This is a genomic window from Flavobacterium enshiense (genome assembly GCF_040750275.1).
GTDB lineage: Bacteria > Bacteroidota > Bacteroidia > Flavobacteriales > Flavobacteriaceae > Flavobacterium > Flavobacterium enshiense_B.
On record NZ_JBDOCV010000005.1, the window covers coordinates 1 to 416 of the forward strand.

The 416-nt window shown below is 43.5% G+C and carries 1 protein-coding gene; it reads right to left on the reverse strand.

Features of this window, described 5'->3' with window-relative positions; genetic code table 11:
• Window positions 1-416, reverse strand: a 416-nt coding sequence (locus tag ABGT15_RS09145; protein WP_367231114.1) for a PorP/SprF family type IX secretion system membrane protein, incomplete at both ends; no start/stop codon positions are given.

The window sequence follows — 416 nt, forward strand, 5'->3', positions numbered from 1 at the left end:
CCAAGTTCCAACTTCTCATACAATAAAGTGTTCAGGGAAGCATCGATGGAAGTCGGGGCATTGAAGGCCGATTTGACCATCGCAAAAGGTTTTAACTTCACATTCTGGTTGATGTCAAAAACATAACCTCCCGTTACAAAATAATGCGATACCTCCGAACCAAACTCTCTACCATTGAAATCAAGGTGTTTCGATTTTAACATATTCGGTACCGACACTCCTAAATAATACTTATTCGTATAATAGAACATACCCGCTCCAATGTTCAAAAACGTGTTGCTGGTGTTCTCCGAAAAAGCAGGGTCGTTCGCATCCGGTACATTGTTGAAAACCTCACTGAACAAAGCCACCTTGTGGAAGGTAGCCCCCCCCTTCATTCCGAAAGCAAGCTTGTGATCGCCTCCCAATTGCAAGGT